The 26,914-nt window shown below is 63.3% G+C and carries 23 protein-coding genes; 22 read left to right on the top strand and 1 reads right to left on the bottom strand.

The features are described from left to right. Positions 1-241: 241 nt before the first annotated feature. The 6 genes from QPK31_RS00780 (at position 242) to QPK31_RS00755 (ending at position 13,142) form a co-directional block, all read left to right on the top strand. Positions 242-3,358 (top strand): DEAD/DEAH box helicase, encoded by a 3,117-nt coding sequence (locus tag QPK31_RS00780; RefSeq protein WP_290421037.1) that lies wholly within the window; start codon positions 242-244, stop codon positions 3,356-3,358. 304 nt (positions 3,359-3,662) lie between these two features. Further along, positions 3,663-4,841 (top strand): PAS domain-containing sensor histidine kinase, encoded by a 1,179-nt coding sequence (locus QPK31_RS00775; protein ID WP_290421036.1) that lies wholly within the window; start codon positions 3,663-3,665, stop codon positions 4,839-4,841. 20 nt (positions 4,842-4,861) lie between these two features. After that, on the top strand, positions 4,862-5,542 hold the full coding sequence (locus QPK31_RS00770; protein ID WP_290421035.1) for a response regulator transcription factor: 681 nt from the start codon (positions 4,862-4,864) through the stop codon (positions 5,540-5,542). 313 nt (positions 5,543-5,855) lie between these two features. Next, the gene (locus QPK31_RS00765; RefSeq protein ID WP_290421034.1) at positions 5,856-6,563 is read left to right on the top strand and encodes a transposase; all 708 of its coding nucleotides are present in this window, start codon (positions 5,856-5,858) and stop codon (positions 6,561-6,563) included. A 227-nt stretch (positions 6,564-6,790) separates the two neighbouring features. Then, complete coding sequence (locus QPK31_RS00760; RefSeq protein ID WP_290421033.1) at positions 6,791-11,512, top strand: glutamate synthase-related protein; 4,722 nt, start codon at positions 6,791-6,793, stop codon at positions 11,510-11,512. Positions 11,513-11,678: 166 nt separating this feature from the next. Then, the gene (locus QPK31_RS00755) at positions 11,679-13,142 is read left to right on the top strand and encodes a glutamate synthase subunit beta (protein ID WP_290421032.1); all 1,464 of its coding nucleotides are present in this window, start codon (positions 11,679-11,681) and stop codon (positions 13,140-13,142) included. A 97-nt stretch (positions 13,143-13,239) separates the two neighbouring features. Here the strand turns inward: QPK31_RS00755 and QPK31_RS00750 are convergent, their stop codons facing one another. Beyond that, entirely contained in the window at positions 13,240-13,647 is a 408-nt protein-coding gene (locus QPK31_RS00750; RefSeq protein WP_290421031.1) for a hypothetical protein, read from the bottom strand. 428 nt (positions 13,648-14,075) lie between these two features. Between QPK31_RS00750 and QPK31_RS00745 the strand changes: the two genes are divergently transcribed. From QPK31_RS00745 to hisH, 16 genes are all read left to right on the top strand, one after another. Further along, positions 14,076-14,879, top strand: a complete 804-nt coding sequence (locus QPK31_RS00745; protein WP_290421030.1) for an ABC transporter ATP-binding protein — start codon at positions 14,076-14,078, stop codon at positions 14,877-14,879. Then, complete coding sequence (mlaE, locus tag QPK31_RS00740; RefSeq protein WP_290421029.1) at positions 14,876-15,655, top strand: lipid asymmetry maintenance ABC transporter permease subunit MlaE; 780 nt, start codon at positions 14,876-14,878, stop codon at positions 15,653-15,655. The genes QPK31_RS00745 and mlaE overlap by 4 nt, the downstream gene beginning before the upstream one ends. Positions 15,656-15,734: 79 nt before the next feature. Beyond that, positions 15,735-16,208: an outer membrane lipid asymmetry maintenance protein MlaD gene (mlaD, locus tag QPK31_RS00735; protein ID WP_290421028.1), complete on the top strand. Its 474-nt coding sequence runs from the start codon at positions 15,735-15,737 to the stop codon at positions 16,206-16,208. Continuing rightward, on the top strand, positions 16,205-17,032 hold the full coding sequence (locus QPK31_RS00730; RefSeq protein WP_290421027.1) for a VacJ family lipoprotein: 828 nt from the start codon (positions 16,205-16,207) through the stop codon (positions 17,030-17,032). The genes mlaD and QPK31_RS00730 overlap by 4 nt, the downstream gene beginning before the upstream one ends. Before the next feature lie 118 nt (positions 17,033-17,150). Beyond that, the gene (locus tag QPK31_RS00725) at positions 17,151-17,801 is read left to right on the top strand and encodes a phospholipid-binding protein MlaC (protein WP_290421026.1); all 651 of its coding nucleotides are present in this window, start codon (positions 17,151-17,153) and stop codon (positions 17,799-17,801) included. A gap of 17 nt (positions 17,802-17,818) precedes the next feature. Next, positions 17,819-18,076: a lipid asymmetry maintenance protein MlaB gene (locus QPK31_RS00720; RefSeq protein ID WP_229436427.1), complete on the top strand. Its 258-nt coding sequence runs from the start codon at positions 17,819-17,821 to the stop codon at positions 18,074-18,076. Between the two features lie 417 nt (positions 18,077-18,493). Next, entirely contained in the window at positions 18,494-19,435 is a 942-nt protein-coding gene (locus QPK31_RS00715; protein ID WP_290421025.1) for an ABC transporter ATP-binding protein, read from the top strand. Further along, entirely contained in the window at positions 19,432-20,199 is a 768-nt protein-coding gene (locus QPK31_RS00710; protein ID WP_290421024.1) for an ABC transporter permease, read from the top strand. The genes QPK31_RS00715 and QPK31_RS00710 overlap by 4 nt, the downstream gene beginning before the upstream one ends. Before the next feature lie 19 nt (positions 20,200-20,218). Next, the gene (locus tag QPK31_RS00705; RefSeq protein ID WP_229436430.1) at positions 20,219-20,455 is read left to right on the top strand and encodes a BolA family protein; all 237 of its coding nucleotides are present in this window, start codon (positions 20,219-20,221) and stop codon (positions 20,453-20,455) included. 2 nt (positions 20,456-20,457) lie between these two features. Further along, positions 20,458-21,708 carry a UDP-N-acetylglucosamine 1-carboxyvinyltransferase gene (murA, locus tag QPK31_RS00700; RefSeq protein ID WP_290421023.1) on the top strand — a complete coding sequence of 417 codons (1,251 nt, stop codon included), beginning with the start codon at positions 20,458-20,460 and terminating at the stop codon, positions 21,706-21,708. Positions 21,709-21,723: 15 nt separating this feature from the next. After that, the gene (gene hisG / locus QPK31_RS00695; protein ID WP_229436434.1) at positions 21,724-22,398 is read left to right on the top strand and encodes an ATP phosphoribosyltransferase; all 675 of its coding nucleotides are present in this window, start codon (positions 21,724-21,726) and stop codon (positions 22,396-22,398) included. Between the two features lie 3 nt (positions 22,399-22,401). Further along, complete coding sequence (hisD, locus tag QPK31_RS00690; RefSeq protein ID WP_290421022.1) at positions 22,402-23,715, top strand: histidinol dehydrogenase; 1,314 nt, start codon at positions 22,402-22,404, stop codon at positions 23,713-23,715. Further along, complete coding sequence (locus QPK31_RS00685) at positions 23,712-24,533, top strand: site-specific DNA-methyltransferase (RefSeq protein WP_290421021.1); 822 nt, start codon at positions 23,712-23,714, stop codon at positions 24,531-24,533. The genes hisD and QPK31_RS00685 overlap by 4 nt, the downstream gene beginning before the upstream one ends. A gap of 2 nt (positions 24,534-24,535) precedes the next feature. After that, positions 24,536-25,624 (top strand): histidinol-phosphate transaminase, encoded by a 1,089-nt coding sequence (hisC, locus tag QPK31_RS00680; RefSeq protein WP_374045772.1) that lies wholly within the window; start codon positions 24,536-24,538, stop codon positions 25,622-25,624. 23 nt (positions 25,625-25,647) lie between these two features. Continuing rightward, complete coding sequence (hisB, locus tag QPK31_RS00675; RefSeq protein WP_290421019.1) at positions 25,648-26,238, top strand: imidazoleglycerol-phosphate dehydratase HisB; 591 nt, start codon at positions 25,648-25,650, stop codon at positions 26,236-26,238. A 5-nt stretch (positions 26,239-26,243) separates the two neighbouring features. Next, a complete protein-coding gene (gene hisH, locus QPK31_RS00670; protein ID WP_290421018.1) occupies positions 26,244-26,885 on the top strand; it encodes an imidazole glycerol phosphate synthase subunit HisH in 642 nt (213 codons plus the stop codon). Positions 26,886-26,914: the final 29 nt, after the last annotated feature.

The raw sequence follows: 26,914 nt of genomic DNA, 5'->3' as shown, positions 1-26,914 counted from the left end.
CAAAGCCCGCTCGGCTTACTGCATGTGCATACGCCATCCAGCACCCCGGCGCTCGACTTCCAGCGAATCAGCGTGCCACAGCGACAGGCCCCCGGTACGACCGCAGAGTGTTGGAATAAAGATTCTTAAAATTTCATAATGTAAAGATTTCCAGACTACGTGCGATTCCGAACAAAACTGAACCGTCCGTATGAGAGATAATGTCGTTTGTTGTTCTTTTTCACACACCACCCAGCGACCCATGCACACAGTTGATTACCCACGCGAACACGCAAGCGACGCCCCCGCGCCGCGTGCGACGCCGGCACGCGCTCCTGCCTTGCCTGCACCCGTGACAACATGGCTGCAACGGGTCGAAGCAGCCGCCCATCCGCAACCGAAGCTGGTCGTCGAAGTCGCCGATCCCAAAGCTGTCCAGTACAAATTTGTCTACGTCATGGCCCCGACCAGCGGCGGCCGCCACGTGGCCATCTGCCTGTGCAAGGCGCGCCTGCGTCCGAACGGCGAAGTCGCCGCCGCCAGCCCGGTGAACGAGGTGTTCTCCCTGCTGTCGGCTCCACCGGCCTACCTGGAAGGTGAAGACGAAGACCTGGTGCGCTTCTTCATCGCCATGCGTAGCGGCGCTTCGCAAAGCACCAGCGCTACCGAGCCCAAAGGCAAGGTCGGCGCCATCCTGCTCGAGATGCTGCTGAAACAGGGCAAACTGCTGTGGGCCAATTCCTGGCAAGACATGTCGAACGGTCTGGTCTATCCGCTGCAAGCCGGTCCGACCCGCCAGGCCAACCTGGCCTGGCGCGACGAAGGCCGTGCGGCCAAGCTGGGCTGGTCGGTGGAGCCGGCGAATGGCGCGAATCACCCGGGCGCCGACCTGATCGACTACATGCTGCCAACCGATCCGCCCTGGTACATCGACAACCTGTCCTGCGGCCCGCTGGAACTGAACCGTGGTGGCGTGGATATTTCGCTGGCCGAGCTGCAAGCCCTGGTCGCCCAGGCGCCCATCCTCACCGGCAACGATAAAAAACGCGTGTCGCAACTGCTGCTGGCCCATGGCCTGCAAGCCTTGATGCCGCTGCCGCAGCCGCTGACCCAGCGCCTGCGCACCGACGTCGCGCCGCAACCCTTCCTGCTGCTCGACTCCGTGGCCCTGGCCGATACCGGCACCCAGCGCTGGCAGGACTTCGCCGTGCTCTCCTTCGACTACGATGGCCAGCGCGTCTCCTTCGATCCGGCCCAGCGCGTGGTACGCCAGATCGGCGACGTTACCGAGATCATCGAGCGCAATGCCGATGCGGAAGCCGCGGCCCTGGATAAACTGACCGAACTCGGCTTCCGCAAGCCCGCCACCACCCCGCTGTCGGGCGTGGCCGGCGCGCTGCAGCTCGATAGCCAGGCGCACTGGCTGCGCTTTGCCGAGAACGACCTCGACGCCCTGTCGGATGCCGGCTGGCACCTGCAAAAGTCGAACAAATACCGCTACGACGTGGTCCCGGTGGAAGACTGGTATGCCGAGATCGACGAGCCCGAGGAAGCAGGCAAGGCCTGGTTCGAGCTGGAACTGGGCATCGTGGTCAACCGCAAGCGCGTACCGCTGCTGCCGGTGCTGGTGCAGCTGATTCGCAACGCGCCGATGGACTTCGACCCGGCCGTGCTGGCCGCCCATGGCGAAGCCGACCAGATGCTGGCGACCCTGCCGGAAGGCGTGCGGGTGGCCCTGCCGTGGAACCGCGTCAAGCCCATCCTGTCCACGCTCGGCGAGTTGTATTTCAACGACAAGATCAAGGGGCGCGTGCGCCTGTCGACGCTCGACGCCAGCCGCCTGGAAGAACTGGCGCGCAGCGTGGAGATGCGCTGGTTCGGCGGCGAGCAGCTGCGCGAAACCGGCCGCAAGCTGAGCCAGTTCGGCGCCGTGAAAAAGGTCGCGGCCCCGGCCGGCCTGCAAGCCACCCTGCGCGACTACCAGCTCGACGGCCTGTCCTGGATGCAGTTCCTGCGCGAATACGACCTGGCCGGCATCCTGGCCGACGACATGGGTCTCGGTAAAACCGTGCAGACCCTGGCCCACATCCTGACCGAAAAGGAAGCCGGCCGCCTGACCCGCCCGGCCCTGGTCATCGCGCCAACCAGCCTGATGACCAACTGGCAGGAAGAAGCCGCGCGCTTCGCTCCGAGCCTGAAGGTGCTGCTGCTGCAAGGTAAGGAACGCATGGACATGTTCGACCAGATCGAGCAGGCCGACATCGTGCTGACCACCTACGCCCTGCTGCCGCGCGACGAGGAAAAGCTGCGCGAGCACGAGTACCACCTGGTGATCCTCGACGAATCGCACTACATTAAGAACACGCGCTCGAAGGCGGCGCAGACGGCCGGTTCACTGAATGCGCGCCACCGCCTGTGCCTGACCGGCACCCCGCTGGAAAACCACCTGGGCGAACTCTGGTCGCAATTCCACTTCCTGCTGCCGGGCCTGCTGGGCGAGGAAAAAACCTTCAATACCCAGTTCCGCCACCCGATCGAACGTCAGGACGACCCGGTGCGCCGCGCGCTGCTGAACCGCCGCATCCGTCCTTTCCTGCTGCGTCGTACCAAAGACAATGTGGCGAAGGAACTGCCGGAAAAGACCGAGGTGGTGCGCCGCATCGAGATCAGCGGCCCGCAGCGCGACCTCTACGAGACCGTGCGCCTGGCGATGGACAAGAAAGTGCGCGAGGAAATCGATCGCAAGGGCGTGGCGCGCAGCCAGATCGTGATCCTGGAAGCGCTGCTGAAACTGCGGCAAGTCTGCTGCGACCCGCGCCTGGTGAAGTCCATGCCGTCGAAGAAGAATACGGCCGCCGTGTCCGCCAAGTTGACCGACCTGATGCAGATGGTCGACGATTTATTGGAAGAAGGCCGCAAGATCCTGGTGTTCTCGCAGTTCACCAGCATGCTCGGCCTGATCGAGGAAGAACTGGCGGCGCGCGGCATCCGCTACGCCATCCTCACCGGCGAAACGCGCGACCGCTCGGCCCAGGTGGCCGCCTTCCAGCAAGGTGCGGTGCCGATCTTCCTGATCAGCCTGAAGGCTGGGGGCGTTGGCCTGAACCTGACCGCGGCCGATACCGTCATCCACTACGATCCGTGGTGGAATCCGGCGGCCGAGGCGCAAGCCACCGATCGCGCCTGGCGTATCGGCCAGGACAAGCCGGTGTTCGTGTACAAGTTGATTGCCAAAGGCACGCTGGAAGAAAAGATCCAGCAACTGCAGCAGAAGAAGTCGGAACTGGCGCAGTCGATCCTGGCCGAAGGCGAATCGCAAAAGATGGCGCTCACCCAGGAAGACCTGCAAGCGATCTTTGCGCCGCTCGACGAGCAATAAACCACACGGTGACTTGCCGCGCCCGCGCGCCAGCGGGCGTTTTTATTTGTTCTGCCGCTGTGTTGCGGGGCAAATGACCGTGTATTTCATCGTGCTGACATCTGCACAGTGTAAAAGTATGCAAAGCGAATAGGATTTGGCATATCAGCCTGTTTATTTAACAACATTTAAGCAGTTTGTAGATATGGCAATTTTAGTTAATGAATAGGGCTGCAACACTCAGCTATACAAACAAGTACCGGCGGCGATATACTTCCTGGCTGGGGTCCTTTCCCTAGCTCAACTTTTAATCAGGTGTTATGTGATGAATTGCAGCGCCAGCCTTCTCCCCTCCGGCACGGCCGGTGCGGAACTGGCCGAGCAGTTCCGCGTCATCGCCGAAATCGGCGGCGACATCGCATTCAGCATCGATTGCGCCAGCTGCGCCCTGCTGTACGTCAGCCCTTCCATCGAACAATTGCTCGGCTATAGTCCGGCCGACATTGCCGCCCAGCTCGGCGATGCCGGCAGTGCCCTGGCTGCCCTGTGCGCCGGCATGCCGGAACGGGTGCGGCGCCTGCGCAACGGCGACCGCAGCCGCCTGCGCCTGGTCCGCGAAACCGAATTGCGCGGCGCCCACGGCTACCTGGTGCCGGTGGAGGTGCTGTCGGCCCTGGTCTGCGACGCCGGCGGCGAGCCGGTCACGCTGGTCGGCCAGGTGCGCGACTTGTCGCCGCGGCGCCAGCGTGAAGCCGAGCGCAAGCGCTTCGCCAGCATGCTGAACCATGAATTCCGCACGCCCCTGTCGACCATCGACGGCGCCGTCCAGCGCCTGGAAGCAACCTGCCAGGACGCCGACGACGCCACCCGCCAGCGCTACCGCAAGATCGCGCTGGCCACCGACCGCCTGATCGCCATGCTCGACGACTACCTGTCGCCGGACCGCATGGCCGAGATCGGCGGCGAACGCAAGCCCACCTCGGTCGCGCCGCGCGAGCTGCTCGACGAAGCCGCCGGCCTGGTGCGCGCCGCCGGCCGCGTGGTTAGCGTCGAGGTCGGCGAATTGCCGGACATGCTGCGCTGCGAACCCGACGGCATGCGCCTGGCGCTGAAGATCCTGGTCGACAATGCGGTGGCGTTTTCGCCCGAGACCACGCCGATCCTGCTGCGCGGCCGCCTGGCGGCCAGCGGCATCGAACTGGCGGTGCGCGACCATGGCGCCGGCGTGCCGCTCGACGAGCAGGCGCGCATTTTTGAGAAATTTTTCCGCGGCCGCAATGCCGACGGCCTGCCGGGCAGCGGCCTGGGGCTGTACATGGCGCGCTCGATCGTCGAAGTCCATGGCGGCGTGCTCAGCCTGGTGTCGCCAGCTGCGGGCGGCGCCGAATTCCGCATCTGGCTGCCGGTGGCCGGCGCCGGGAAAGCGCCACTACGGCCGCAGGCGAGTAGCGATCACGCTGCGCCGGCGGCGGACGCCCCTGCCGCGACAGGCAGGCACCAGTAAAACCAAGAACGTGGCCCACCATGACACAGATACTGATTGTTGAAGACAACGGCGACTACGCCGGCGACATGGCCGATTTCCTGCGCGAACTCGACCATGACGTCACGGTTGCCACCTCCGCCAGCGACATGTGGGCGGCGCTCACGCGCACCCCAGCCGCCGTGGTGGTGCTCGACCTGGGCCTGCCCGACGAAGACGGTTTCACGGTCATTCCGCGCATGCGCCAGCTGTATCCCGAGATCGGGCTGCTGGTGCTGACCGGCCGGGTCGCCTTCGACAACCGTATCCTCGGCCTGCAGCTGGGGGCGGATCACTACCTGACCAAGCCGATCAAGTTCCCCGAACTGGCCGCCCACATCGAAGCGCTGGGCCGCCGCGTGCGCCCGAGCGAACCGGCGCCGCTGCCGAGCAAGTGGACCCTGCGCGTCAGTGCCCGCCAGCTCGAGCTGGGCGGCAAGGTGATCGACTTGACCGAAAAGGAATTCAATTTCCTGCACCTGTTGACGATCAACACCCGGCCGGTGCCGCGCGCGACCATCGTCGCCGGCATGGGCGGCGACGATCCGGATGCGAGCCGGCGCGTGGATATGCTGGTGTATCGCTTGCGCAAGAAGGCGCGTACCGGGCTGGGGCAGGATTTGCCGCTGCGCAGTGCGTATGGTGAAGGATACAGCTTGTCGGCTGGATTTACCCTGGCCTGATGGTAGGGTGGGTTCTGGAACCCACCAGTTTTGTAGGGTGGACTCCTGAGTCCACGCGGTACGGCGTGGAAAGGTGGAAACGCATTTTCGAGACGGAAGCATTGCACTGCGTGGACACAGGTGTCCACCCTACAAAAGCGCAGGCGCTCTGTTCTTGGAAACGGTGTCAATCCGCACCTTCTGCATGGTGGGTACAAGTACCCACCCTACGGGGACAGAGTCGGTCACGATTTCCAGGCTTGGCATTATAAATAGGGACAGAGCAGTGCCGGGGAGCTAGAATACGTCATCTGAAACCGTTTCTGCCCCCGCCATGGCCCGCCAACCCCGCCTCATCCTCCCCAAGCAACCCCATCACATCCTCCAGCGCGCCAACGACCCGCAACAGATCTTCCGCGACGACGAGGACTATGCCAGATTCCTCGGCTGGCTGAAGGAAGCGTCGCGCTTCTACAAGGTGGCCATCCACGCCTACGCCCTGCTGCCGACCCACCTGCACCTGCTGGCCACTCCGCCCGACGAAGACAGCCTGGCCGCCATGATGCAAAAGATCGGCCGCCTCTACGTTCCCTGGTACAACGCCAAGTACGCCCGCGCCGGCGGCTTGTTCGAGGGCCGCTTCCGCACCGCCGTGGTCGATACCGACCGCCATTTCCTGATGTGCAGCCGTTTCATCGAGCTGGCGCCGGTGCGCGCGGGCCAGGCCGTGGAGGCCGGCCAGTACGCCTGGTCGAGCTATCCCCACCACGCCGGCCTGCGTCCCGACACGGTGATCACCGACCATGCCCTGTTCTGGGCACTCGGCAACACGCCCTTCCAGCGCGAAGCCGCTTACACCGACCTGGTACAGCAGGGCATCGCGCCTGACGAGCTGGCGCTGATCGCCAATAGCGTCCAGAAAGGGCAGCCGCTGGGCACGCAAGCCTTCAAGATAGCACTCGAACAGAAGAGCGGGCGCCGCATCCTGCCGGCCAAGCGGGGCCGTCCTGCCAAGCAGTCTGCACAGGTTTCAGCGGACTGATCAAAAAATCGGCAGCGGCAATTTCCTGTCGCAAGAAAGCCATCCATTCAAATAAAGATCGCCCGACAACGACCCGATAATCACTTGTTAGACCTGTCCCCAATTAAAAATTGGAAGGTGAAGTCAGCGGTTAATTCGACTCCGACCCTAATTGTTCTGCTTGATGCGTCTGCTGCATTGCACTATTCTCGGCCTTCACCCCCTGAAAAAGTTGTGGAGAGCCGAGTATGATTGCCCAAGGTTTGTACGATCCCGCCAATGAACACGATGCCTGCGGCGTCGGTTTCATCGCCCATATCAAGGGCAACAAAAGCCATTCCATCATCGACCAGGGCTTGATGATCCTGAAGAACCTGGACCACCGAGGCGCGGTGGGCGCCGATGCCCTGATGGGCGATGGCGCCGGCATCCTGATCCAGATTCCCGACCAGTATTTCCGCGACGAGATGGCGAAGCAGGGCGTCGAACTGCCGCCGCCCGGCGAATACGGCGTCGGCATGGTTTTCCTGCCGAAGGAACACGCCTCGCGCATCGCCTGCGAACAGGAAATCGAGCGCGCCGTGCGCATCGAAGGCCAGGTCGTGCTGGGCTGGCGCAACGTGCCGGTCGACGAGACCATGCCGATGTCACCCACCGTGCGCGCCAAGGAACCGGTGATCCGCCAGATCTTCATCGGCCGCGGGCCGGACATCATGGTCACCGACGCCCTCGAGCGCAAACTGTACGTGATCCGCAAGTCGTCGGGCCACGCGATCCAGGCGCTGAAACTCCTGCACGGCAAGGAATTCTTCGTGCCGTCGATGTCGGCGCGCACCATCGTCTACAAGGGCCTGCTGCTGGCGGACCAGGTCGGCGTCTACTTCAAGGACCTGCAAGACCCGCGCTGCGTGTCGGCACTGGCCCTGGTGCACCAGCGCTTCTCGACGAATACTTTCCCGGAATGGCCGCTGGCCCACCCCTACCGCCTGATCGCCCACAACGGCGAGATCAACACCGTGAAGGGCAACTTCAACTGGACCCGCGCGCGCGAAGGCATGATGAAGTCAGCCGTGCTAGGCGAGGACCTGAACAAGCTGTTCCCGCTGATCTATGAAGGCCAGTCCGACACCGCCTGCTTCGACAATGCCCTGGAGCTGCTGGTGATGGCCGGCTACCCGATCGCCCAGGCCATGATGATGATGATCCCCGAGGCTTGGGAAAACCATACCTCGATGGACGACAACCGCAAGGCCTTCTACGAATACCACGCGGCCATGATGGAACCCTGGGACGGCCCGGCGGCGATGGCCTTTACCGACGGCCGCCACATCGGCGGCACCCTGGACCGCAACGGCCTGCGTCCGGCGCGCTATGTGGTGACCGAAGACGACCTGGTCGTCATGGCCTCGGAATCCGGCGTGCTGCCGATTCCGGAATCGCGCATCGTCAAGAAATGGCGCCTGCAGCCGGGCAAGATGTTCCTGATCGACCTGGAAGCAGGGCGCATCATCGACGACAAGGAGCTGAAGGACACCTATTCGAACGCCAAGCCGTACAAGGCGTGGATCAAGTCGGTGCGCATCAAGCTGAACGAAATCAAGCTGAGCGAATCGCAGCTGGCCCAGCACCGCGTCAAGGATACGCCGGCCCAGGGCGAGAAAGCGGCGGTTACGCTGCTGGACCGCCAGCAAGCCTTTGGCTACACCCAGGAAGACCTGAAATTCCTGATGGCGCCGATGGCCGTGCTGGCCGAGGAAGCGACCGGTTCCATGGGCAACGACTCGCCGCTGGCGGTGATGTCGAACAAGCTCAAACCTTTGTATAACTACTTCAAACAATTGTTTGCGCAAGTGACCAATCCGCCGATCGACCCGATCCGCGAAAGCATGGTCATGTCGCTGGTGTCCTTCATCGGGCCGAAACCGAATTTGCTCGACACGAACAACGTGAATCCGCCGATGCGCCTGGAAGTGTCGCAGCCCGTGCTCGGCTTCAACGACATGGCGCGCCTGCGCAACATCAGCATCCATACCGGCGGCAAGTTCAAGTCCTACGAACTGAACATCTGCTATCCGGTCGCCTGGGGCAAGGAAGGCATCGAAGCTTCGCTGGCCTCGCTGTGCGCCGAAGCCGTGGACGCGGTCAAATCCGGCCACAACATCCTGATCGTCTCCGACCGCGCCTTGTCCGGCGACATGGTCGCGATTCCGGCGCTGCTGGCCACTTCCACCATCCACCAGCACCTGGTGATGCGCGGCCTGCGCGCCTCGACTGGCCTGGTGGTGGAAACCGGCTCGGCCCGCGAAACCCACCACTTCGCCTTGCTTGCCGGTTATGGCGCGGAAGCCGTCCACCCTTACCTGGCGCTGGAAACCCTGGCCGATTTGGCCCAGCACCTGCCGCACGAAATGGCGCCCGATACCGCCATGTACAACTACACCAAGGCCATCGGCAAGGGCTTGCTGAAGGTGATGTCGAAGATGGGCATCTCCACCTACATGTCCTACTGCGGCGCGCAGATCTTCGAGGCCGTTGGCCTGAACAAGTCGCTGGTCGATAAATATTTCCGTGGTACCTCGTCGACGGTGGAAGGCATCGGCTTGTTCGAAGTGGCGGAAGAAGCGCTGCGCCTGCACAACCTGGCCTTCGGCGCCGATCCGCTGCTGGCCAACGCCCTCGACACCGGCGGCGAATACGCCTTCCGCGTGCGCGGCGAAGACCACATGTGGACGCCGGATGCGATCGCCAAGCTGCAGCACTCGACCCGCGCCAACAGCTTCAGCACCTATAAAGAATACGCCCAGCTCATCAACGAGCAGACGCGCCGCCATTTGACCCTGCGCGGCCTGTTCGAGTTCAAGATCGATCCAGCGAAAGCGATTGCCATCGACGAAGTCGAGCCGGCGAAAGAAATCGTCAAGCGCTTCGTCACCGGCGCCATGTCGCTGGGCTCGATCTCGACCGAAGCCCACGCCACGCTGGCGATTGCCATGAACCGCATCGGCGGCAAGAGCAACACCGGCGAGGGCGGCGAAGATCCGCTGCGCTACCTGAACGAATTCAAGGGCATCAAGATCAGCAAGGGCGAAACCCTGGCCTCGGTGCTGGGTTCGGATCGCGTGGCCGTCGACATTCCATTGGAAGAGGGCGACTCGCTGCGCTCGAAGATCAAGCAGGTGGCTTCCGGCCGCTTCGGCGTCACCGCCGAATACCTGAACGCGGCCGACCAGATCCAGATCAAGATGGCGCAGGGCGCAAAGCCGGGCGAGGGCGGTCAGCTGCCGGGCCACAAGGTGTCGGAATACATTGCCTCGCTGCGCTTCTCGGTGCCGGGCGTGGGCCTCATTTCTCCGCCGCCGCACCACGACATCTATTCGATCGAAGACCTGGCGCAATTGATCCACGACCTGAAGAATGCGAATCCGAATGCCTCGATCTCGGTGAAGCTGGTCTCGGAAGTCGGTATCGGCACCGTCGCCGCAGGCGTCTCGAAAGCCAAGGCCGACCACGTGGTGGTGGCCGGCCACGACGGCGGTACCGGCGCTTCGCCGCTGTCGTCGGTGAAGCATGCCGGCACGCCGTGGGAACTCGGCCTGGCGGAAACCCAGCAAACCCTGGTGCTGAACGGCTTGCGCAGCCGCATCCGCGTGCAGGCCGACGGCCAGATGAAGACCGGCCGCGACGTGGTGATTGCCGCCATGCTCGGCGCGGACGAGATCGGTTTCGCCACGGCGCCGCTGGTGGTCGAAGGCTGCATCATGATGCGCAAGTGCCATTTGAACACTTGCCCGGTCGGCGTTGCCACCCAGGACCCGGTGCTGCGCGCCAAGTTCCAGGGCAAGCCGGAACACGTGGTGAACTATTTCTTCTTCGTTGCCGAAGAAGCACGCCAGCTCATGGCCCAGCTCGGCATCCGTACCTATGACGAACTGATCGGCCGTGCCGATTTGCTGGATAAATCGAAAGCCGTGTCGCACTGGAAGGCGCAGGGCCTGGACTTCACGAACATCTTCTACCAGCCGAAGACCGATGCCCGCGCCAACCTGTACCACACCGACGGGCAAGACCACGGCCTCGACCGCGCGCTCGACCACAAGCTGATCGCGCAGGCCAAGCAGGCGCTGGAAAAGGGCGAGCGCGTCTCCTTCATCTCGCCGGTGAAGAACGTCAACCGCACGGTTGGCGCCATGCTGTCGGGCGAAGTCGCCAAGCGCTATGGTCACGCCGGGTTGCCGGACGACACCATCCACATCCAGCTGCAGGGCACGGCCGGCCAGTCTGCCGCCGCCTTCCTGGCCGCCGGCATCACGATCGACCTGGTGGGCGAGGGCAACGACTACGTCGGCAAGGGCTTGTCGGGCGGGCGCATCATCGTGCGTCCGAACACCGAGTTCCGCGGCTGGGCAGTCGACAACATCATCGTCGGCAACACGGTGCTGTACGGCGCGATTGCCGGCGAAGCCTTCTTCAACGGCGTGGCCGGCGAACGCTTCGCGGTGCGCAACTCGGGCGCCGTGACCGTGGTGGAAGGCCTGGGCGACCACGGCTGCGAATACATGACCGGCGGCACCGTCGTGGTGCTGGGCGAAACCGGCCGCAACTTCGCAGCCGGCATGTCGGGCGGCGTGGCCTATGTCTACGATCCGAAGAACGAATTCGAGAGCCGCTGCAACACGACCATGGTGAACCTCGAGCGCGTGGTGTCGACGAAAGAGCAGGGCGACGTTTCCGGCTGGCACAGCCAGACCCGCAACGGCGAGCGTGAGTCGGACGAAGTCATCCTGCGCCGCCTGATCGAGCGCCACTTCAAGCACACGGGTTCCACGCGCGCGCGCAACCTGCTCGACGACTGGGCCACCAGCCGCGCCAAGTTCGTGAAGGTCTTCCCGACCGACTACAAGCGCGCCCTCGAAGAAATGCACAACAGCAGCATGGAAGAAGCCAACGACAAGATCGAACTCGCGGCTTGAGCGCAACGCATACGTAATTCGTAGGGTGGACGGCTTCGCCGTCCACGCGTTCAACAAACGCTGGATACCGTAGGGTGGGCGCCCCGTGCCCACGCGTTCAACCAGAGCGTGCTGTGTCGCGCAAGAAAACGGAGCCGATCAAGGCACCAACAAAAGGATAAGCAACATGGGCAAAATCACCGGCTTCATGGAATTTCAACGGCAGGAAGAGCACTACCTCGACCCCGCCGCCCGCATCAAGCACTACAAGGAATTCGTCCTCACCCTGAGCGACCCCGAAGCCAAGGTACAAGGCGCACGCTGCATGGACTGCGGCATCCCCTTCTGCAACACCGGCTGCCCGGTCAACAACCAGATCCCCGACTGGAACGACCTGGTCTACCACGGCAACTACCGCGGCGCCATCGACAACCTGCACTCGACCAACAACTTCCCGGAAGTCACCGGCCGCATCTGCCCCGCCCCCTGCGAAGCCTCGTGCACCCTGAACATCAACAACGACCCGGTCGGCATCAAGTCGATCGAGCGCAAGATCGCCGACACCGCCTGGGAACACGGCTGGGTCGTGCCGCAGCCACCTGCGCATAAAACCGGCAAGAAGGTCGCCGTGGTCGGCTCCGGCCCCGCCGGCCTGGCCGCCGCCCAGCAACTGGCGCGCGCCGGCCACGACGTCACCGTCTTCGAGAAGAGCGACCGCATCGGCGGCCTGCTGCGCTACGGCATCCCCGACTTCAAGATGGAAAAGACCCTGATCGACCGCCGCGTGGAACAGATGCAAGCCGAGGGCGTCACCTTCCGCACGGGCGTCCTGATCGGCAAGGACTTCCCGGCCGCCGTCAGCAACATGGCGCGCGACACCATCTTCCCCGAAGACCTGGCTGCCGAATTCGACGCCGTGGTCATGGCCGGCGGCGCCGAGCAGCCGCGCGACCTGCCGGTGCCGGGCCGCGAGCTCAAGGGCGTCCATTTCGCGATGGACTTCCTGCCCCAGCAAAACCGCGTGAACGCCGGCGACAAACTGAAGGATCAAATCAAGGCCACCGGCAAGCACGTGGTCGTCATCGGCGGCGGCGACACCGGTTCCGACTGCGTCGGCACCTCGAACCGTCACGGCGCCGAATCGATCACCCAGTTCGAACTGATGCCGATGCCGCCGGAACAGGAGAACAAACCCCTGGTCTGGCCTTACTGGCCGACGAAATTGCGCACCTCGTCCTCGCACGAGGAAGGCTGCGAGCGCGATTTTGCGGTGGCCACCAAGCGCTTCGAAGGCAAGAACGGCAAGCTGGAAAAACTGGTCGCCTGCCACGTCGAGTGGAAAGACGGCAAGATGACCGAAGTGCCGGACTCGGAATTCGAACTGAAGGCCGACCTGGTCTTCCTGGCCATGGGCTTCGTGTCGCCGGTGCAGCAGGTGCTGGATGCCTTCGGCGTGCAGAAAGATGCCCGCGGCAATACCAAGGCAACCGTCGAGGGCGAAAGCGCTTATCAAACCTCGGTGCCGAAGGTCTTTGTTGCCGGTGACATGCGCCGCGGTCAATCGCTGGTGGTGTGGGCGATCCGCGAAGGGCGCCAGTGCGCACGCGCGGTCGACGAATTCCTGATGGGTTCGTCGGTCCTGCCGCGCTGACCAAGCGTTCAATCCTGGATGGACAAAGGCACAGCTTGCGCTGTGCCTTTTTGCTTTGTGACTGAAAACGTCGAATGAACCGGACAGCCGGCTTTGCTCAGCGCTGACGGTGCATCGACAAGGAGGCCTGTAGATTGCGTTGGGCATCGCTGAAGGCCTGGGCCAGCGAGCGGTCTGTGCTGTCGGCACCTGTCAACACGATCTGGTCGCTGTCGGCGTTCGGCTCGAAGCGCAGGTTCAGCGTACGATCACGCGTGCTGAAGGAATGTTCGCCGGTCGCCAACAGTTCGCGCCGGTCACGTTTGCCGAGCATGGCATACAGCCGGCCATTGGATTCGGTAAGCGTGATGCGATGTCCGTTGGACAGCTGATAGTCGCCTTGGACCGTATAAAGTTGTTCCACTGTAAGACGCTGGAATGCCGGTTCGGTGGACAGGGAAGCCGCCTGGGCGGAAGCGGCGCTGAACAGGGCAAGGGCAAGCAGGACAACACGCTGATGACGCATGAGAAACTCCCGAATATAGTGTTACCACACCGACCTGGTGTAGCAGCGCTTAATGACTAAGCGTAACTATTATTTCCTTAAGGAATTTTTTCGGCATTGCGCAGGCCCAAGGATGAAGTGTTTCTACAGTGCCCGTTGAACATATCGATTTCGCCACCATAACGGTCAGCAGAGTCTGGACGAGTGAGGTCAGCCATCCCGATCAAAACTCGCTGCCTTTGGAAAATGTTGATGTGCAACAACTAATCGAAATGTTGTTGTATATGCATATCTTAGGAAAAACAATTACTTACAACATTAAATAGCTGACTTTTGGGTTATTTGTGTTGTAATTGCACGTCGCAAGTCCGGTGGAAACCGAGGGGCCTCAAGCAGCGGTTGCCGTTTCTGCACTACAATACGGGATTCCCCAAAACCAATTACCCCCTGTGTCTAACCTTGTAGAAATACGCGATCTGGAGTTCGGCTACGGCGAACGCAAGATCCTGTCGAACCTGCGCATGGACTTCCCGCGCGGCAAGCTTATTGCCGTCATGGGCGGGTCCGGCTGCGGCAAGACCACCGTGCTGCGCCTGATCGGCGGACAAATCCGTCCGCAGCGCGGCCAGGTGCGGGTCGGCGGCGAGGTCGTGCACGAGCTGCGCACGGACGGTCTTTATCGCCTGCGCCGCCGCATGGGCATGCTGTTCCAGTTCGGCGCCCTGTTTACCGACCTCAGCATCTTCGACAACGTCGCCTTTCCGCTGCGCGAACACACCGATTTGTCCGAAGAACTGATCCGCGACCTGGTCCTGATGAAGCTGAATGCCGTCGGCCTGCGCAACGCCCATAAGCTGAAGCCGGGCGAGATTTCCGGCGGCATGGCGCGCCGCGTCGCCGTCGCGCGCGCGATCGCGCTCGACCCCGAACTCATCATGTACGACGAGCCCTTCGCCGGCCTCGACCCGATCTCGATGGGCGTCACCGCCAACCTGATCCGCAACCTGAACGATGCGCTCGGTTCGACCTCGATCCTGGTTTCGCACGACGTGAAGGAAACCTTTGCCATCGCCGACTACGTGTACTTCATGTCGGCCGGCAAAATCGTGGCCGAAGGCACGCCCGAAGAGCTGCGCGTCTCGACCGATCCTTACGTGAAGCAGTTCGTGAACGCCGAACCGGATGGCCCGGTGCCCTTCCATTATCCCGGCAAGACGCTGGCCGACGACCTGGGACTGGGAGCGAAGCGATGATCCGTTTCCTGGAAGCGGCTGGCCGCACCGCGCGCGAAGGCGTCGAAGCCCTGGGCTTCGCTACGCGCGCCTTTTTCAATCTGCTGCGTTTTTCGCCGGGCGCCTTCCGCCGTCCGTCGCTGATTTCCGAGCAAGTCCACTTCATCGGCAATTACTCGCTGGTCATCACCATCGTCTCCGGCCTGTTCGTCGGCCTGGTGCTGGGCCTGCAGTTCTACGTCAACCTGATCCAGTTTGGCGCCGAGGAAAAGCTCGGTTCGCTGACGGCCCTGTCGCTGATCCGCGAACTCGGCCCGGTGGTCACCGCACTGCTGTTCGCGGGCCGTGCCGGTACCTCGCTCACGGCCGAGATCGGCCTGATGAAGGCGGGCGAGCAGCTGTCGGCCATGGAAATGATGGCAGTCAACCCGATCCAGCGCGTCCTCGCGCCGCGCTTCTGGGGCGGCGTCATTGCCATGCCGGTGCTGGCCGCCGTGTTCTCGGCGGTCGGTATCGTAGGCAGCTACCTCGTGGCCGTGAAATTGCTCAGCCTCGACGAAGGCGCGTTCTGGTCGCAGATGCAGGCCGGCGTCGATGTCAACCGTGACGTGGTCAGCAGCATTATCAAGAGCTTCGTGTTCGGTATCGCCGTGACCTTCACTGCGCTGTTCCAGGGTTTCAACGCCAAGCCGACCCCGGCCGACGTGGCGCGCGCCACCACCCGCACCGTCGTGATCGCGTCGCTGCTGGTGCTGGGCCTGGACTTCGTGATGACCGCGCTGATGTTCACGCAGTAAAAATAAGCTGTAAACAACTCAACAAATAAGAATCGTTTCGTTTGGCCGCGCACAGATGGCCTGACTACTAGGAATTACTATGCACCGTAAAATCATCGACGTCTGGGTCGGCCTGTTTGTCCTGCTGGGCGCGGCCGCTGTCCTGTTCCTGGCTCTCCAGGCCGGTAACATGAGTTCGCTTTCCTTCACCGACACCTATGTCGTGACGGGGAAATTCGACAACATCGGTGGCTTGAAACCACAGGCGCCAGTCAAGAGCGCCGGTGTCGTGGTGGGTCGCGTCGGCGACATCAGCTTCGACGATAAAACGTTCCAGGCGAATGTCAGCCTGGATCTGGACGAAAACTATCAGTTCCCGAAAGATTCGTCGCTCAAGATTTTGACCGCAGGGTTGCTGGGCGAGCAATACATTGGCATCGAACCGGGCGGCGACACCAAGAACCTCGTCGACGGCGATCGAATCAACCGTACGCAATCGGCCACCGTGCTGGAAGACCTGATCAACCAGTTCATCTACAGCAAGGCCGCCGAAGGAAAGGATGGCAGTGAATGAAAAGCAATAAGATGAGCACCCTGCCACGACTGAGTGGCCTGGCACTGGCTGTGGCCGCCTGCGCCGTGCTGTCGGGCTGCGCCACTTCGGCCAACCCGCAGGATCCGTTCGAGAAATTTAACCGGGCGAGCTTCGCCTTCAACGACACGGTCGACCGCACGGTCCTGAAGCCGGTTGCTACTGGCTACAAGAACGTGACCCCGGGCTTCGTGCAGACCGGCGTCGGCAACTTCTTCGGCAACCTGTCGGATGCCTGGAGCGCCGTCAACAACCTGCTGCAAGGCAAGGGCGAAGCCGGCATGACCGACGTCACCCGCGTGGCGCTGAACTCGACCTTCGGCATCCTCGGCCTGCTCGACATCGCCTCGGAAGCCGGTTTGCAGAAGCACAACGAAGACTTCGGCCAGACCCTCGGTTATTGGGGTGTGCCGTCGGGTCCGTTCTTGATGTTGCCGCTGTTGGGCCCATCTACGATCCGTGACACCAGCGCCTTGCCGGCGGACCGCTGGGGCGATCCATGGAAATACAAGGATCCGCACAACTGGCGCAACATCGGCAGCGGTATCCGTGTGATCGACCAGCGTGCTTCGCTGCTGGATGCATCGAACCTGCTGGAAGAAGCCGCGCTCGACCGTTACGAGTTCCTGCGCGACGGCTACCTGCAGCGCCGCCAGAGCCAGGTGTACGACGGCAACGTGCCGCGTACCGCGGCTGAAGACGACGGCGACGAAGCGCCGACCTCGAGCAGCCAGGTGGTGCCGCTGCCGGCATCGCCGGCGCCGGCCGAGCCTGCCGCGGCGGAAACGCCCGCGAAGACGCAGTAATCACTGCGCAGTCATGACTGCGCAGTAATAACTGAGCAAGTACCCATGGAACCGGCTGTCGCCCCGCTTGACGCGGCGCCCCAGCCGGAGCCTACAACGAACAGAAAAGAGAGAGCCCATGAAACCCATCGCCCACCTCATCGCCACCGTTGCTTCCGTTGCGTTTGCCACCAGCGTCATCGCTGCACCGGCGCCTGCCACCAACGAAGCACCGGACGTGCTGGTCAAGCGCATCAGCGCCGACGTCATCGACACCGTGAAGTCCGACAAGGACATCCAGGCCGGTAACCGCAACAAGATCATGGACCTGGTCAACTCGAAGATCCTGCCGTACGTGGATGCCGAGAAAATGACCGCCCAGGCAGCCGGCCGCTTCTGGCGCCAGGCCACCCCGGAACAGCAAAAGCGCCTGTCGGAAGAATTCCGCACGCTGCTGGTCTACACCTACTCGGGCGCGCTGTCGACGATCAAGAATGAAACCGTCGAGTTCAAGCCGATGCGCTCGAGCCCTGGCGACACCGACGTCGAAGTGCGTTCGCAGGTGAACGTGTCGCGCGGCGAGCCGATCACCCTGAACTATCGCCTGGCCAAGGGTGATGGCGGCTGGAAGATCTACGACATCAACGTGCTGGGCGCCTGGCTGGTGGAAACCTATAAGGGCACCTTCACCGCCGAGATCAACAAGTCCGGCATCGACGGCCTGATCAACCGCCTGGCCGAACGCAACAAGCAGCTGGCCAGCAAGCCGCTGAACACGCCGAAGAAATAATGGCCGAAGCAAATCCCATGTTGTCACTCGACGCCCTGACTTTCGAGACCGCCGATGCGGCCCTGGAGCAGGGCATCGCCGCGATCCGCGCCGGCGAGACCGTGTTCGACCTCGGCGGCGTGCGCGCCGCCGATTCCTCGGGCGTGGCCCTGCTGCTGGCCTGGCAGCGCCGCGCGCGCGATGCGGGGCAAAAGCTCACGTTCATCAATGTGCCGGCGAATATCGATGCGCTGGCCAATTTGTATGGGTTGGATGGGGTGCTGGAGCGGTCGTGATGTGTGATCGGTCGCGCCGGTGTTCCCGGCGGGATTGGTGACCGTACGGTGGGGGTTCAAAGGCCGGGGGCCTTTGAACCGAAGTGCCCACGCGGAACCTTGCGGACCTGCGGCTTATCCCATAGGGGCATTTCGATAGCGTCCATTTTGGCCCGATGCGTTATCGACTCTCTTCCGGAGCCTGATCGGCTTCCACATTTTGCCTCTGCCACATCCGCCGCCGATGACGCGGCCTTCCGCGTGGGCACGGGGTGCCCACCGTACGGTTGAGTTCACCGGTTGCGGCAATGTTTCCTATAAAGCCGGCATTCTTGGCTTCTCATTCCCCCAAGCTCTTGCATTTCCGATTTCCCCTATAATGGGTCGTTTCCCCGCTCGGCTCGCGCGCGTCCTGCGCCACGGCCACTCCCAAGAACAATGACAGCGATCCAGATTAACAGCGTCGAGAAAAGCTACAAGGGCTTCAAGGCCCTCAAGGGCGTTTCCCTGAACATCGAACAAGGCGAGTTCTTCGGCCTGCTCGGCCCGAACGGCGCCGGCAAGACGACCCTGATTTCCACCATCGCCGGCCTGATCCGGCCCGATGTCGGCAGCGTGAAGATCCACGGCCACGACGTCGTCACCGACTTCCGCAATGCGCGCAAGAACCTCGGCGTGGTGCCCCAGGAACTGGTGTTCGATCCCTTCTTCACCGTGCGCGAAACCCTGCGCCTGCAGTCGGGCTACTACGGCATCAAGAACAACGATGGCTGGATCGACGAGATCATGCACAACCTCGATCTCACGAATAAAGCCGACGTCAACATGCGCGCCCTGTCCGGCGGCATGAAGCGCCGTGTGCTGGTGGCGCAAGCCCTGGTGCACAAGCCGCCCGTCATCGTGCTGGACGAGCCGACCGCCGGCGTCGACGTCGAGCTGCGCCAGACCCTGTGGAAATTTATCTCGCGCCTGAACCGCGAAGGCCACACCGTCGTGCTCACTACCCACTACCTGGAAGAAGCCGAGGCCATGTGCCAGCGCGTCGCCATGCTGAAGCTCGGCGAAGTGGTGGCGCTGGACAGCATGCAGGGCCTGCTGCGCCGCGTGTCGGGTTCGCAATTGATCGTGCACTTGAAAGAGGGCACGTTGCCGGAAGGCCTGCGTCCGCTGGTGTCGCACGACGAACAGGATGGACAGGCAGGCGCCAAAGGCAACCGCTACAGCCTGCGCATCAACGCCCCGGGCGAAGTCGAAGCCATCCTGGCGCGCCTGCGCGAAAGCGGCGCCGTGGTCGACGAGATGCAACTCCAGCAAGCCGACCTGGAAGACATCTTCCTGCAAATCATGGGCGATGCCAAAGCCGGAAAGGGTGCACTGTGAACTTTGTTTCTGTCGGGTTCCGTACCCTGTTTTATAAAGAAATGCTGCGTTTCTGGAAAGTCGCGACGCAGACCATCGCCGCGCCGATCCTGACCGCCATGCTGTACCTGTTGATCTTCGGCCACGTGCTCGAAGGCCGGGTCGAGGTGTATCCGGGCGTGAACTACACCGCCTTCCTGATCCCCGGCCTGGTGATGATGAGCGTGCTGCAGAACGCGTTCGCCAATTCGTCTTCGTCGCTGATCCAGTCGAAGATCACCGGCAACCTGGTATTCATCCTGCTGCCGCCGCTGTCGCACTGGGAAATCCTGCTGGCCTACGTGTCGGCCTCGGTGGTGCGCGGCCTGGTGGTCGGCGCCGGCGTGTTCGCGATTACCGCCTGGTTTGCCCACCTGAGCTTTGCGGCGCCGCTCTGGATCATCGTGTTCGCGGTGCTGGGCGCGGCCATACTCGGCACCCTGGGCGTGATCGCCGGTATCTGGGCCGACAAATTCGACCAGCTCGCCGCTTTCCAGAACTTCCTGATCATGCCCGCCACTTTCCTGGCCGGTGTGTTCTATTCGATCCACTCGCTGCCCGGCTTCTGGCAGGCGGTCTCGCATTTCAATCCGTTCTTTTATATGATTGACGGGTTCCGCCACGGCTTCTTCGGCCAGTCCGATATTTCGCCGTGGACCAGCCTGGCCATCGTGTCCGCCTTCTTCGCGGTATTGGCGGCCATTGCGATCAATTTGCTCCGGCACGGCTACAAGCTGCGCCACTAATCATTGTTTAGGATTTATCGTGTCGACCACCCCAGAACTGATCCACAGCTACATCGAAAAGGGCCTGCAGTGCACCCACCTGCAGGTCGAGGGCGATGGCCGGCACTTTTCGGCCCTGATCGTTTCGCCTGAATTCGCCGGCAAGCGTCCGATCCAGCGCCACCAGCTGGTGTACGCCGCCCTCGGCGACCGCATGCGCGAGGAAATCCACGCGCTGTCGATGAAGACCCTGACCCCGGACGAGTACCAAGGATAAGCATGGACAAGCTCCAGATTGTTGGCGGCAAGCGCCTGAACGGCGAGATTTCGGTATCGGGCGCCAAGAACGCGGCCCTGCCCATCCTGTGCGCCGGCCTGCTGACGGCAGGCGACGTCGAACTCTCCAACGTGCCGCGCCTGCACGATGTGAAAACCATCCTCAAGCTGCTCGAACAGACCGGCCTGAAGGTGACGCAAGACGATGAAAACGTCACCCTGAACGGCGCCAGCATCACCAGCCTGGAAGCGCCGTACGAGCTGGTGAAGACCATGCGCGCCTCGATCCTGGTGCTCGGCCCGCTGCTGGCGCGCTTCGGCGAAGCCAAGGTCTCGCTGCCGGGCGGCTGCGCCATCGGCTCGCGTCCGGTCGACCAGCACATCAAGGGCCTGCGTGCGATGGGCGCCGAGATCACCATCGAAGGCGGCTACATCTACGCCAAGGCGAAAAAGCTCAAGGGCGCGCGCATCCTGACCGACATGATCACGGTCACCGGCACCGAGAACCTGCTGATGGCCGCGACCCTGGCCGAAGGCGAAACCGTGCTGGAAAACGCCGCACGCGAGCCGGAAGTCACGGATCTCGCCAACCTGCTGGTGGCCATGGGCGCGAAGATCGAGGGCATCGGCACCGACCGCCTGGTGATCCAGGGCGTGCCTGAACTGCATGGCGCCAAGCACGCCGTCATCTCGGACCGCATCGAAGCCGCGACCTTCCTGTGTGCCGTCGCTGCCACCGGCGGCGACATCGTGCTGACCAATACCCGCACCGACATCTTCGATGTCGCGCTCGATAAACTGCGCGAAGTCGGCCTGCAGATGGAAGTGGGCAGCAACACCATCCGTGCGCGCATGGATGGCCGTCCGCAGCCGGTGTCCTTCCGCACCACGGAGTACCCGGGCTTCCCGACCGACATGCAGGCCCAGTTCATGGCGGTGAACACCATCGCCGCCGGCCCGAGCCGCGTGACCGAGACCATTTTCGAGAACCGCTTCATGCACGTGCAGGAGATGAACCGCCTGGGCGCCTTCATTTCCACCGAGGGGAATACCGCCTTCATCAAGGGTGTCGAGCGCCTGGTCGGCGCGCCGGTGATGGCCACCGATTTGCGCGCCTCGGCCTCGCTGGTGATCGCCGGCATGGCCGCCGAAGGCACGACCCTGATCGACCGCATCTACCACCTCGACCGCGGCTACGACCGCATGGAAGTGAAGCTGTCGGCGGTGGGCGCCGACATCGTGCGGATCAAATAACGGGTTACGTAAGACATGAGCATCGCAACACAATCGACGGAGCCGGGCCTGATCCTGGCCCTGTCCAAGGGCCGCATCTTCGAGGACACGCTCCCGCTCCTCGAGGCGGCCGGCATCGTCGTCACCGAGAACCCGGAGACTTCGCGTAAACTCATCCTGGCCACCAACGACCCGCTGGTGCGCGTGCTGATCGTGCGCGCTTCCGACGTGCCGACCTATGTGCAATACGGCGCGGCCGACTTCGGCGTGGCCGGCAAGGACGTGCTGCTCGAGCATGGCGGCGAAGGCCTGTATCAACCGGTCGATTTGAACATCGCCTGCTGCCGCATGTCGGTGGCGGTGAACGCCGGCTTCGACTACGAGACCGCCGTGCGCCAGGGCGCGCGCCTGCGCGTGGCGACCAAGTTCACGCATACCGCGCGCGAGCACTTCGCCAGCAAGGGCGTGCACGTCGACCTGATCAAGCTGTACGGCTCGATGGAGCTGGCGCCGCTGGTCGGCCTGTCCGACGCCATCGTCGACGTGGTCTCGACCGGCAACACCCTGCGCGCCAACAACCTGGTCGAAGTCGAGAAGATCATGGAGATCTCCTCGCGCCTGGTCGTGAACCAGGCCGCGCTCAAGCTGAAACGCGAGCGCCTGCAACCGATTATCGAAGCCTTCGACAAGGCATCCAGACTACAAGGCTGAACCATGGCAGTACAGATCCGCACTCTCGATTCCAGTGCCGCAAATTTCAAGGAACAGCTGCATACGCTGCTCGCCTTCGAGGCCGCGACCGACGATGCAATCGAAACCGCGGTGGCGACCATCCTCGCCGACGTGAAAAAGCGTGGCGATGCGGCCGTGCTCGACTACACCAACCGCTTCGACCGCGTGAACGCCACCGGCATCGGCGCCTTCGATTTAACGCAGGACGAACTGCAGGCTGCCCTGGCCGCGCTGCCGGAAGCCCAGCGCGCGGCATTGCAGACGGCGGCCGAGCGTATCCGCGTCTTCCACGAGCGCCAGAAACAGGAACTGAACGGTTTTACCTACACCGAGCCTGACGGCACCGTGCTGGGCCAGCGCGTGACGCCGCTGGACCGCGTCGGCATCTACGTCCCGGGCGGCAAGGCTGCCTACCCGTCGTCGGTGCTGATGAACGCGATCCCGGCGCAGGTGGCAGGGGTGAAGGAAATCGTCATGGTGGTGCCGACCCCGGACGGCGTCAAAAACCAGATGGTGCTGGCCGCCGCCGCGATTGCCGGCGTGACGCGCGTAATCACCATCGGCGGCGCCCAGGCTGTGGGCGCACTGGCCTATGGCACCGAAACGATCCCGGCGGTCGACAAGATCGTCGGCCCCGGCAATGCCTATGTGGCGGCCGCCAAGCGCCGCGTGTTCGGCGTGGTGGGCATCGACATGATCGCCGGTCCTTCCGAAATCCTGGTGCTGTGCGACGGCACCACCGATCCGGACTGGGTGGCGATGGACCTCTTCTCGCAGGCCGAGCACGACGAACTGGCGCAGGCGATTTTGCTGTGCCCGGACGCGGACTACATCAAGCAGGTCGAGGCCAGCATCCACAAGCTGCTGCCGACCATGCCGCGCGCCGAAACCATCACCACGTCCCTGACGGACCGCGGCGCCCTGGTGAAGGTGCGCGACATGGAAGAAGCCTGCGCGATCGCCAACGACATCGCCGCCGAGCACCTGGAAATCTCGGCCGAGAACCCGCAACAGTGGGCCGAGCAGATCCGCCACGCCGGCGCCATGTTCCTGGGCCGCTTTTCGTCGGAGTCGCTGGGCGACTACTGCTGCGGCCCGAACCACGTGCTGCCGACCTCGCGCACGGCGCGCTTCTCGTCGCCGCTGGGCGTGTACGACTTCCAGAAGCGCTCGTCGGTGATCCAGGTGAGCGAAGCCGGCGCGCAAACGCTGGGCAAGGTAGCGGCCGAACTGGCCTATGGCGAAGGACTGCAGGCGCACGCGCGCAGCGCCGAACTGCGTATCAAGCAGTCATGACGGACTGGGTCAACCAGGTCTTCTGCGAGGACGCGCTGGCAGGGCTGGCGCGCATCCCCGACGGTTCCGTCGACCTGATCCTGACCGACCCGCCCTACAACCTCGGCAAGGACTACGGCAACGCCTCGGACCAGCAGAGTGTCGAGGCCTACCTGGCCTGGACCGAGGAATGGGTGAACGCGGCGCTGCCCAAGCTGAAGGCCAACGGCAGCCTGTATATCTTCCTTACCTGGCGCTTTGCGCCCGAGATCTTCGTCATGCTGAAAAAGCGCATGACGATGATGAACGAGATCATCTGGGACCGCCGCGTGCCCTCGATGGGCGGCAGCGTGCGCAGCTTCTCGTCGGTGCACGACACCATCGGCTTTTTTGTCAACCGCAAGGATTACTACTTCGACCTCGACGCCGTGCGCGTGCCCTACGACGAAGCGACGAAAAAGGCGCGCACGCGCGCGATCTTCGTGGGCGCCAAGTGGCTGGAGGTCGGCTACAACCCGAAGGACCTGTGGAGCGTGTCGCGCCTGCACCGCGAGCACCCGGAGCGCGCCGACCACCCCACGCAAAAGCCGCTCGAGATCATCGAGCGCATGATCAAGGCGTCCTGCCCGCCGGGCGGCGTGGTGCTGGATCCCTTCATGGGCAGCGGCACCACGGCGATCGCCGCCAAGCGCCTGGGGCGCCAGTTCGCCGGCTTCGAGCTGAACCCGGCCTATTGCGCCATCATCGAAGCGCGCCTGGCCTCGCCTGACCCCGAACCCACCATCAAGCAACGCAAGAGCATCGCGCGCCGCGCACGCGCCACCGCCACCGAGGAATGAACATGCCCATCGAGAACCTGATCGCCAACGTCATCCGCGCGGACATCCGCGCCAACAGCGCCTATGTCGTGCCTGATGCGAGCGGCTACATCAAGCTGGACGCGATGGAAAACCCGTACGCGCTGCCCGAAGAACTGCGCCAGGAACTGGCCACGCGCCTGGCCGACGCGGTGCTGAACCGCTACCCGGTGGCGTCCTACGCCACGCTGAAGGACAAGGTCAGCGCCAAGCTGGGCATCCCGGCAGGTTACGGCGTTTTGCTCGGCAACGGCTCGGATGAGCTGATCCAGATCGTCACCACCACGGTGGCCAGCACGGACCAGCGCGCGGTCGTGATGGCGCCGGTGCCGGCTTTCGTCATGTATTCGCGCTCGGCCCAGTTCGCGGGCGCCGATTTCGTCGGCGTGCCCCTGAAGGCCGACTTCACGCTGGATCTGCCGGCCATGCTGGCCGCGATTGACGAGCACAAGCCGGCCGTGGTCTTCCTGGCCTACCCGAACAACCCGACCGGCAATTTGTTCGCGACCGAGGACATCGAAGCCATCCTGCGCGCCCTGGGCGACAACGGCATCGCCGTGCTCGACGAAGCCTACCAGCCGTTCGCGCGCAAGACCTTCATGGACCGCCTCGGCGAGTTCGACAACCTGGTCGTGATGCGCACCGTATCCAAGCTGGGCCTGGCCGGCATCCGCCTCGGCTACATGACCGCCGCGCCTGCGCTGTTGAACGAGTTCGAGAAGGTGCGCCCGCCCTACAACGTGAACGTGCTGACCCAGGTGGCGGCCGAGTTCGTGTTGGACCACGTCGAGGTGCTGGACGCCCAGGCCGCCTCGATCAACGCCGAGCGCGAGCGCCTGGTTGCCGAACTGGCAGCCCTGCCGGGAGTCGAAGTATTTCCGTCGGCGGCGAATTTCATTTCGCTGCGGGTAGCGGACGCCACCGCTGTCTGCGCTAAACTCCTCTCCGAGAAGGTGCTGATCAAAAATTTGAGTAAAATGCACCCATCGCTGGCCAATTGCATTCGTGTGACGGTCAGCACGCCGGAAGAAAACTCCGCATTCCTGAACGGCCTGAAGGCGGCCCTCGCCTAAGCAAGCCAAACGAGCACCTTTTCATGACCCGCACCGCAGACATCACCCGCAACACCAACGAGACGCAGATCCGCGTCGCGCTCAATCTCGACGGCACCGGCCGCCAGACACTGAACACCGGCGTGCCCTTCCTGGACCACATGCTCGACCAGATCGCCCGCCACGGCATGATCGACCTGGAAGTCGAGGCCGTGGGTGACTTGCACATCGACGCCCACCATACCGTCGAGGACACCGGCATCACGCTCGGCATGGCGATCGCCAAGGCCGTCGGCGACAAGAAGGGCATGACCCGCTACGGCCACTCGTATGTGCCGCTGGACGAGGCATTGTCGCGCGTGGTGATCGACTTCTCCGGCCGTCCGGGCCTGGAAATGCACATCCCCTGGACGCGCGCCATGATCGGCACCTTCGACGTCGACCTCACCGGCGAATTCTTCCGCGGCTTCGTGAACCACGCCGGCGTGACCCTGCACATCGATAACCTGCGCGGCGTGAACGCGCACCACCAGTGCGAGACCGTGTTCAAGGCGTTCGGCCGCGCGCTGCGCATGGCGACCACGCTCGATGAGCGCGCCGCCGGCATCATCCCTTCGACCAAAGGCAGCCTGTAAACACCATGGCGAACAAGATCGTAGTGGTCGATGGCCTCGGCAATTTGCGCTCGGTAGCGCAGGCCCTGCGCGCCGCCGCGCCCGAAGCCGACATCCTGGTCTCGAACAAGGCCGCCGACATCGACGCGGCCGACCGCATCGTGCTGCCGGGGCAGGGCGCCATGCGCGATTGCATGGACAGCCTGCGCGCCTCGGGCGCCGAAGACGCCTTGCGCCGCGCTGTCGCCACCCGCCCGGTGATGGGCGTGTGCGTGGGCGAGCAGATGCTGTTCGACGAGAGCGAAGAAAACGGCGGTACCCCAGGCCTCGGGCTGTTGCCGGGCAAGGTGGTGCGCTTCCAGCTCGACGGCAAGACCCAGGCCGACGGCTCGCGCTTCAAGGTCCCGCAAATGGGCTGGAACCGCGTCCGGCAAACCCGCGCCCACCCGCTGTGGGAAGGCGTGGCCGACGGGAGCTATTTCTACTTCGTGCACAGCTATTACGTCGCGACAGACGAGGCCAGCGACACCATCGGCGAAACCGACTACGGCGGCCTGTACACCTGCGCCGTCGCGCGCGATAACCTCGTCGCTACCCAGTTCCACCCCGAAAAGAGCGCAGCCGCCGGCCTGCGCCTGTACCGCAATTTCATCCACTGGAATCCTTGAACAACCGCGTTCATCCACCGTTCACTAAC

It is taken from the genome of Massilia sp. YIM B02769, assembly GCF_030411995.1.
Taxonomy (GTDB): Bacteria; Pseudomonadota; Gammaproteobacteria; order Burkholderiales; family Burkholderiaceae_D; genus Telluria.
This window is presented reverse-complemented; position numbering and strand designations above follow the sequence as displayed.

Coding starts and splice junctions, on each gene's coding strand:
- QPK31_RS00780 (WP_290421037.1), top strand. CDS start 242: ATGCACACAGTTGATTACCCACGCGAACACGCAAGCGACGCCCCCGCG.
- QPK31_RS00755 (WP_290421032.1), top strand. CDS start 11,679: ATGGGCAAAATCACCGGCTTCATGGAATTTCAACGGCAGGAAGAGCAC.
- murA (WP_290421023.1), top strand. CDS start 20,458: ATGGACAAGCTCCAGATTGTTGGCGGCAAGCGCCTGAACGGCGAGATT.
- QPK31_RS00720 (WP_229436427.1), top strand. CDS start 17,819: ATGTTGTCACTCGACGCCCTGACTTTCGAGACCGCCGATGCGGCCCTG.
- QPK31_RS00725 (WP_290421026.1), top strand. CDS start 17,151: ATGAAACCCATCGCCCACCTCATCGCCACCGTTGCTTCCGTTGCGTTT.
- QPK31_RS00730 (WP_290421027.1), top strand. CDS start 16,205: ATGAAAAGCAATAAGATGAGCACCCTGCCACGACTGAGTGGCCTGGCA.
- QPK31_RS00770 (WP_290421035.1), top strand. CDS start 4,862: ATGACACAGATACTGATTGTTGAAGACAACGGCGACTACGCCGGCGAC.
- mlaD (WP_290421028.1), top strand. CDS start 15,735: ATGCACCGTAAAATCATCGACGTCTGGGTCGGCCTGTTTGTCCTGCTG.
- hisG (WP_229436434.1), top strand. CDS start 21,724: ATGAGCATCGCAACACAATCGACGGAGCCGGGCCTGATCCTGGCCCTG.
- hisC (WP_374045772.1), top strand. CDS start 24,536: ATGCCCATCGAGAACCTGATCGCCAACGTCATCCGCGCGGACATCCGC.
- QPK31_RS00685 (WP_290421021.1), top strand. CDS start 23,712: ATGACGGACTGGGTCAACCAGGTCTTCTGCGAGGACGCGCTGGCAGGG.
- QPK31_RS00750 (WP_290421031.1), bottom strand. CDS start 13,647: ATGCGTCATCAGCGTGTTGTCCTGCTTGCCCTTGCCCTGTTCAGCGCC.
- QPK31_RS00760 (WP_290421033.1), top strand. CDS start 6,791: ATGATTGCCCAAGGTTTGTACGATCCCGCCAATGAACACGATGCCTGC.
- mlaE (WP_290421029.1), top strand. CDS start 14,876: ATGATCCGTTTCCTGGAAGCGGCTGGCCGCACCGCGCGCGAAGGCGTC.
- QPK31_RS00775 (WP_290421036.1), top strand. CDS start 3,663: ATGAATTGCAGCGCCAGCCTTCTCCCCTCCGGCACGGCCGGTGCGGAA.
- QPK31_RS00715 (WP_290421025.1), top strand. CDS start 18,494: ATGACAGCGATCCAGATTAACAGCGTCGAGAAAAGCTACAAGGGCTTC.
- hisB (WP_290421019.1), top strand. CDS start 25,648: ATGACCCGCACCGCAGACATCACCCGCAACACCAACGAGACGCAGATC.
- hisD (WP_290421022.1), top strand. CDS start 22,402: ATGGCAGTACAGATCCGCACTCTCGATTCCAGTGCCGCAAATTTCAAG.
- QPK31_RS00765 (WP_290421034.1), top strand. CDS start 5,856: ATGGCCCGCCAACCCCGCCTCATCCTCCCCAAGCAACCCCATCACATC.
- hisH (WP_290421018.1), top strand. CDS start 26,244: ATGGCGAACAAGATCGTAGTGGTCGATGGCCTCGGCAATTTGCGCTCG.